Here is a 7,545-nt window from a genome sequence, read left to right as displayed (position 1 = left end):
TCGCTATTTCAGGACGGGACAGATAATCTTCAAATAAAAATCAATCCAAACAAGAAGGCTTTTATTCCTATGCAATTTACGGTGAACAAATCGCAAATGGCTGGAAAATTAGATTTAGAATTCAGTATTATTGATTTTTTAAGCAAAAAAGAAATAGGGAAATCTGTTACTTCAGTTGTTGTTTTGCAAAAGAGAAACATCAAAATTTTTCCTGTCCAGAGTAATATTTTTTATCGTCAAGAAGGAGATTCTATTCATTATGAATTGAAAGTAATGAATATGGGAAATCAAGCTGAAGAAATTTTGCTAACTAATGTTCTTCCTGACTTCAGAGGTAATTTCACTTCTGAAAACAAGCGACTTATAGTTGAAGCTTTTCAAGAAAAAATTGTTCGATTTTCTAAATATGTCGACCGAGATATGATGAAAATTGAAAGTTTTCAGGCAAATGTTTCGGGTTATACAATGACCAAAGATTTTGCAGGAAATGTATTTTTTACCATTCAGAATGCAAGTTCCAATCGTGTGTATAGAGATCCAACAATGTTAAATCAGAATTGGACCAATTTTTCTACAAATTATGTTCGATTAACTGCTCGTGATATAAATTCTGCTAATGCAAATTATAATTTAATGGCGCATCAAGAATTTTCGGTTGGGTTGAATGAATTTGCATATAACATTAATGGAACAACTTGGAATAACGATCAAGACATGGTTTTGACGGATTCTTGGGTGAAATATCAACGCAAAGACAAAGGAATTTTAATCGGATCAATCAATAACAACGATTTTGATATTCCAATTAATGGACGAGGCGTGATGTTGTTTAATAATTATGATAAGAATGACAACCGAATTGTAGTTGGAACGGTCGAAAAAAATTATAATTTATTAGATGATTTGAGTAATGATGTTTTCAAGAATAGTCACACAACTTTTGCGAATGGACGATTTTTGATAAAAGATAAAAACGAATTAGAAACAACAGCTTTATTTGATAGAAATTATTCGACAACGAATTTTGTTTTGACAAATGGTTACAAATGGATTACATCAAATAAGTGGAATCATTCTGTGAAATTTGGGTATGGTTTGTCAAAATTTAAAGAGACAAATGATGTTGAAAATTCATTATCGGTTTCTGCAAATGTTTCAGGAACGATAGGCAAATTTGATTTCTATAGTTCCAATTATTACAGTTCGGGGTATTATCCTGGGACTCGACGTGGAGCTTTGTATCTAAATCAGCGTTTGCAACGTACGTTTTCTAAGTTTTCGTTGTGGTCTTCGTTAACGATTACGAATAACAATCCGAAATCTATCGATCCGTATTTGATTAATTATATGCAAGCAAATGAGTCGAAAACGTTGCGTTTTGAGACGGGAATTTCGTTCAAATTAGCAAATCATTTTAATCTTTCGATTTCTCCAAAATTCAATATAGAAAAATCAAATATTCTGAATTATGAGACGTTTACGTACATGCCGATGGATTTTAAATCGACTTATTTAAACGGAACATTTACTTGGTTGTCTAATTCACGTGTGCATCAGTTGGTGTTGAATGCTTTGGGAGGGTTTTCTGAGCTAAACGAATTGAGTAAGGTTGATCCAATTGTTTATGGACAATTAACGTGGAATGTGAAAAACTTTCAGTTAAACTCAATTTATCAACGAGGAAGTATGATGATTGCAGAGGTTTATTCGACGAATAATCTAAATCATCAATTAGAACGTTTTACAACTTCGGCGAGTTTTCGTCAAAGCTTTTTTCAGAAAAAATTGAATACGGCAGTTTCTACTTATTATAATATTGACAAAAATTTTGGAAATACCCTAACTTTTGGAGCTTCTGTGGATTATCAACCAATTGATAATTTTATTGTGAGTACACAAACGAATTTTAGCCATTACGATTCGAAAACATTGAATAGCAAACAAACTTATTTGCAAGTTGGTGTACAATATAATTTGCCTGCGAAACGTACTGTGACAGATGTAAAAGACGGAACATTAAATTTGTTTGTGTTTTATGATTACAATGCAAATGGTATTTTTGATGAAGGTGATAAAGTGGCTGATAGTCGTAATGTGAAGATAAATGAAACTAACTTTATTACAGATTTAGAAGGAAATATAAAGTATAAAAAAGTTCCATATGGTAATTATTTAATCAAACTTCCTGGACAAAAATGGTTTGCACAAGATTATGCGGTTAATATTAATTCTAAAACGACTTCTATTTCTATTCCAATGCAACAAACTGGTGTTGTGAGAGGGAAAGTTGAGTATGAATTATCTTCAAATTTGGAGTATCAGGTTTCGGCAAATTTATTCGGTTTTACGTTGATTTTTAATCACGAAAATGGACAGATTTTTACAGTTAAAACAAATGATAGAGGTGAATATACAGCTTTTTTACCTGTCGGAAATTATACGTTTCACCTTTTAGAAAATAGTTTGCCAGAACATGTTTATGCAAAAACATATTTGAATAAAATAACGGTAGAAAAGGAACAAAATACAGAATATGAACCGCTTATCCTGAAAATTAAGGAGCGAAAAGTTAACATCAAACGTTTTGGGAGTTAATGGATATTTTGATTTACTTTGCATCAAAATAAACTCTAAATGCCACTAACTTTTTGCCATCCAGCAATTATTCTTCCGCTAAAAAAACTAAAATCGAATTGGTTTTCGATGACGGGATTAATCATTGGTTCGATGTCGCCAGATTTAGAATATTTCTCTCGAATGGAGATTATAGCGACGCATAGTCATTTGTTTTGGGGCGTTTTGTATTTCGATTTACCAATTGCGTTGATTTATTGTTTCGTTTTTCACTTATTTGTCCGAAATGTTTTAATTCATCATTTACCTTATTTTTTAAAAGAACGATTTGCTCAATTCCTAATTTTTGATTGGATTGATTATTTCAAAAAACATTGGATAATTGTGATTCTTTCAATTATAATAGGAGCTTATTCGCATCTTTTTTGGGATGCTTTCACACACGAATGGGGATATTTTGCGAAATTAATTCCAGCTTTAGAAGAAACTTGGTTTCAAATTCCTTTCAATAATCTCGAAGTAAAGGGATATAAATTTCTACAACATTTTAGCACATTTTTAGGTGCGATTTTTATTGCTTTTTGGATGTATAAAATGCCAAAACAAACCCTTCCTAAAACTAAACTTGATTACATTTTTTGGTTAAAAGTAGTTCTATTTACAACAATTATTTCCGCAATACGATTTGTTTTCTTCCCAATAGAAATTGGATTAGGCAACATCATTGTCGTTATCGGAATGAGCGTTTTTTTGAGTTTGGTTATTTTTGGGGTGAAAGAAAAATATTGTTAAAAAAAAATCTCTTCATTATTATTGAAGAGATTTTTTTATGTATTTATAATTTTAATATTTATCGAAGTGTAATCACATTTTGACCAACTTTGTATCCATTTTGGTAAATATCGATTTTATATTCACCTTTTGGAAAGTCATAATCAACCCAGTCAAAATTAACTCTTGAACCAGACATATTATTGTAATTAACTTTTACACGATCAGAATATTCTACAGAAGATCCAGAACGTAAAGTTGTTTCACCTGCATCAGCACCTTTAAATTTTCCTATCTCGCCGCTTGGTTTATAAATAGATACATACAATTCTTTGGTTTCTGAAGTCGCATTCAAGTTTTTATCCAAATCAAAGGATACTCTAACCTTATCAATTCTTCTTGCTCGCGTTGTTTCCACTTCTTTTCCGCTTGATTTTACTCTCAAACCTTTAATCGTATAATTTGAAATCGATAAAGTAGAATTTGTCTCTTTGATTAAATTCTGATGATTTTCTTTTTCAGTACTCAAATTTGATTCAACAGTTTTTTTCTGCTCATTTAAATGAGAATTTTCCGAAGTCAACTCTGTATTCTTATTTGTCAGCTTTTTATTTTCGTCTTTCAAGCGAACAATTTCTTCTTTATAAACTTTAATATCTGCTTGTAAAGAGGTTATCAAACGTTTAGCACGCTGCAATTCTCCATTTGTAATGCCTTCTTTATTTAAGATTGATTGAATTTCTTTTTGTTTCTCCAAAATCAATCGATCTTGATAACTTAAAGAAGAATCTTTTTTTACAACACGAGTTTTAGCATCATCAAAATCAGATCTAATTATACGTAATTCTTGTTTCAGAATTTCTCTAGATCGTTCCAAATCATTGATATCACTTTGCATTTCTATCGAAGATTTTGCATTTGCTTCTTTAGAATATACAATATACCCAATAGCTAATAACAGGGCTACTGCTAAAACAGCAATAATAATATTCTTTACGAATTCATTTTTATGTTTAGGGTTTGTAGAGGGTTCAAGATCTTTGTATTCAGTCATTTTAATTATTTCGAGGAAAAATTATTAAATCAAAAATTAAACCAATTTTATAATAATTAATAACTAATGTTAAATTTAACATTTACAAATTGTAATAAAACTTGATAAATAAAGACTTTTTAATCGTTTGTCTCTTTTTTAATGTCTTCAGAAGCTTCGTCTAATTTATTTTCGGCTTTTGTTTTTAACTCATCAGCTTTTTCTTCCAATTCTGTTTTTTCTTCTTTAAAAGTTTCTTTCAAATCCGAAACTTTCTCTTTCACAAAAGCACTTGTTTCTTTCATTTGCTTTTCCGCAATATCTTTTACTTCGTTATAATCTTGCTTCGATCTTTCTTTAAAATCTCTAGCGGCTTCTTTCGATTGTTCTTTCAAATCACCCGAAGCATCTTTTATATTATTGATTGTTTTACGCGCAAAATCCGATGCGTCATCTGCAATCAATGTTCCTGCTTTTTTTACAGTTGCCGAAACATCGTCAAATTTATCTCCCGCAACATCAATCGCAGTTTCAGTTTTTCCTAAAATTCTTTTCAAAAAAGTTCTAAGTCCCATAATAATTTATTTTGTTGATTATTTTCAGTTTAAATTTACAGCTTCATTCGCAATTTTAGAATGAATTAATTTAATTTTTTATTTAAAAATATGAATTTCAACTATTTTAAACGATATTATCTCCGAATTTTAATGTTCAGTTTACTAACTATTTTTAGTTGTAATCCGAAGAAAAATCAATCCGAAACACATCAAAATACTTCATCCGAAGAAATATCCTTCAAATATTCGACCAAAAATAAAAACTTTGTCAGCGCACATCGTGGCGGAAGTGGAATACATGGTTTTCCTGAAAATTGTGTCGAAACTTTTGAACATCTTTATCAAAAAGGAATTCAAATTTTTGAGATTGATGTTGCCGAAACAAAGGATAATCAACTTATTTTAATGCACGATAATTCGTTGCAACGAACAAGCACAGGGCGACAAGATGTCAATCAAGTTGACTTAAAAACCATTAAGGAATACTTTTTGGTAGATGATTTTGGACAACAAACGTCATACAAAATTCCGACTTTTGCAGAAGCGCTAAATTGGGGGAAAAGTAAACCGATTTATTTTATGGTTGACATAAAAAAAGGTGTTGATTATCGTGATATTGTGAAGACAATAGAACATGTAAACATGCAAAAACAGGTTGTTTTGGTGACGTATACAGTTGGTCAAGCGAAAAAGTTGCATCAACTTGCGCCAGATATGCTATTGTCTGTTTCGATGCGAAACGAACGCGAATTTAATGAAATGATGAACAGCGGAATTCCGACTGACAAAATGGTTGCCTTTACAGGAACTCGACGCAATGACAAATCATTTTTAAACAAAATTCATGACAAGGATATTTTGGTCATTTTTGGGACGTTAGGAAACTTAGACAAAAGTGTTTCGGCGAGAAATGGACAACTTTACCGCGATTTAGAAAAAGATGGTGTCGACATTTTTGCAACAGACAGAGCAATGGATGTACATCAAACGATTAATAAAAATTAAATGGAAACAATATCACTTAAGGATTCAAATTATTTTTCAAAATTGATGCTAAATTATATCAATCAAGACGAGGATTTGAAAAACTTCTACAACCTATTTCCAACCAAAGAAAACTATATAAAACAAGCGAAAAATAAGCTTGGACATTATAAAAATAGAGCAATTCTTGTTGAACAAATTTCGAAACAATTAGGTCATTTAGATTTATCGGAAAAGCAACAAAATAATCTACAAAAATTAAGAGAAAAGAATACAGTAACAATTACGACTGGACATCAATTAAATTTATTTACAGGTCCAATTTTCTTTTTTTATAAAATTTTGCAAGTTATCAAAGCATGCGAAGAATTGAATAATGAACAAAGTGAAATCAATTTTGTTCCGATGTTTTGGATGGCGACAGAAGATCACGATTTCGAAGAAATTAATCATTTCAAATTTGGAGATCGAATTATTCATTGGGAAAAAGAATTTGGTGGACCAGTTGGTCGTTTATCAACAAACGGTTTACAAAAAGTTTTTGATTCATTTTTGTCATTAATTCCAAATGGAAAAAAGAAAACTGAATTGCAAAATTTGATTGAAGCATCTTATTTATCGAATGATAATTTGACAGACGCAACACGAAAATTGGTTCATTTATTATTCAAAGATCTTGGATTGTTGATGATTGATGGAGATGATAAAGAATTGAAAAAATTGATGATTCCAACTTTTGAAGAAGAATTAATTCAGTCAATATCGTTCAAAAAAGTAATACCTCAAAATGAGAAATTAGAACAATTGGGGTATTCTATTCAAGTGAATCCTCGTGAGATAAATTTGTTTTATATCAATCAAAATAATTCGCGCGAACGTATTGTTGAACAAAATGGAACGTATTTTGTCAATAACACTTCAATCAAATTTTCGAAAGAAGAAATTATTGCCGATTTACATCAAAATCCAGATAAATTTAGCCCAAATGTGATTTTGAGACCATTGTACCAAGAAACAATTTTACCAAATGTTGCCTATGTTGGCGGCGGTGGCGAAATGGCTTATTGGTTACAACTGAAAGAAATGTTCAATCAATTTGAAGTTGATTTTCCACTTTTAGTTTTGAGAAATTCATTGTTAATCCGAACTGAAAAACAATACGAAAAACAACAAAAATTAGATCTATCAAACGAAGATTTATTTTCGAATAGTTTAGCAATCACAAAAAAACGTTCGATAAATTCATCAGAAATTGCTCCAAAACTTCCTGAATTGGAAGAAGAATTAAAAAGCATTTTTGAACGTTTGGAACATTTGAGTTCGTTAACAGAATCTTCTTTTGCCGATATGATACAAGCGCAGCGCACAAAACAGTTGAAAGGTTTTGAGAAAATAAAACAACGTTTGGTGCATGCAGAAGTGAAAAAAAATGAAGATTTATTGAAGAGAATCGAGCAATTATTAAATGATCTTTCTCAACAAAATGGTTTGCAAGAACGTGTGAAAAATTTTGCTGATTTTGATTACATTAATATTCAGTATTTCATTGATTTTATTGAAGATAGTCTTCGACCTTTTGATTTCGAGTTCATCATAAATACATTGAAAGAGGAACTCTAAACAAAA

At 30.6% G+C, this 7,545-nt stretch carries 6 protein-coding genes; 4 read left to right on the top strand and 2 right to left on the bottom strand.

Features of this window, described 5'->3' with window-relative positions:
* Nucleotides 1-2,595: hypothetical protein (locus B3R94_RS11895; RefSeq protein WP_291101024.1), on the top strand; the 2,595-nt coding region annotated here is incomplete at its 5' end.
* Between the two features lie 39 nt (nt 2,596-2,634).
* On the top strand, nt 2,635-3,366 hold the full coding sequence (locus tag B3R94_RS11890; protein ID WP_291101021.1) for a DUF4184 family protein: 732 nt from the start codon (nt 2,635-2,637) through the stop codon (nt 3,364-3,366).
* Nucleotides 3,367-3,424: 58 nt separating this feature from the next.
* Here the strand turns inward: B3R94_RS11890 and B3R94_RS11885 are convergent, their stop codons facing one another.
* The gene (locus tag B3R94_RS11885) at nt 3,425-4,399 is read right to left on the bottom strand and encodes a hypothetical protein (RefSeq protein WP_219033794.1); all 975 of its coding nucleotides are present in this window, start codon (nt 4,397-4,399) and stop codon (nt 3,425-3,427) included.
* 119 nt (nt 4,400-4,518) lie between these two features.
* Nucleotides 4,519-4,953, bottom strand: coding sequence for a hypothetical protein (locus B3R94_RS11880; RefSeq protein WP_038336372.1), 435 nt, complete (start codon nt 4,951-4,953; stop codon nt 4,519-4,521).
* 132 nt (nt 4,954-5,085) lie between these two features.
* Here B3R94_RS11880 and B3R94_RS11875 point away from each other — a divergent pair, with 132 nt between their 5' ends.
* Nucleotides 5,086-5,940 (top strand): glycerophosphodiester phosphodiesterase family protein, encoded by an 855-nt coding sequence (locus B3R94_RS11875; RefSeq protein WP_257468014.1) that lies wholly within the window; start codon nt 5,086-5,088, stop codon nt 5,938-5,940.
* Nucleotides 5,941-7,539: a bacillithiol biosynthesis cysteine-adding enzyme BshC gene (bshC, locus tag B3R94_RS11870; protein ID WP_291101016.1), complete on the top strand. Its 1,599-nt coding sequence runs from the start codon at nt 5,941-5,943 to the stop codon at nt 7,537-7,539.
* Nucleotides 7,540-7,545 lie beyond the last annotated feature (6 nt).

This window comes from Empedobacter sp. UBA7611 (assembly GCF_002484365.1).
GTDB classification, from domain to species: Bacteria; Bacteroidota; Bacteroidia; order Flavobacteriales; family Weeksellaceae; genus Empedobacter; species Empedobacter falsenii_B.
This window is presented reverse-complemented; position numbering and strand designations above follow the sequence as displayed.

Bases quoted from the DNA above. Each gene is read 5' to 3' on its own strand.
- B3R94_RS11875 (WP_257468014.1), top strand. From the start codon at position 5,086: ATGTTCAGTTTACTAACTATTTTTAGTTGTAATCCGAAGAAAAATCAA.
- B3R94_RS11880 (WP_038336372.1), bottom strand. From the start codon at position 4,953: ATGGGACTTAGAACTTTTTTGAAAAGAATTTTAGGAAAAACTGAAACT.
- B3R94_RS11885 (WP_219033794.1), bottom strand. From the start codon at position 4,399: ATGACTGAATACAAAGATCTTGAACCCTCTACAAACCCTAAACATAAA.
- B3R94_RS11890 (WP_291101021.1), top strand. From the start codon at position 2,635: ATGCCACTAACTTTTTGCCATCCAGCAATTATTCTTCCGCTAAAAAAA.
- bshC (WP_291101016.1), top strand. From the start codon at position 5,941: ATGGAAACAATATCACTTAAGGATTCAAATTATTTTTCAAAATTGATG.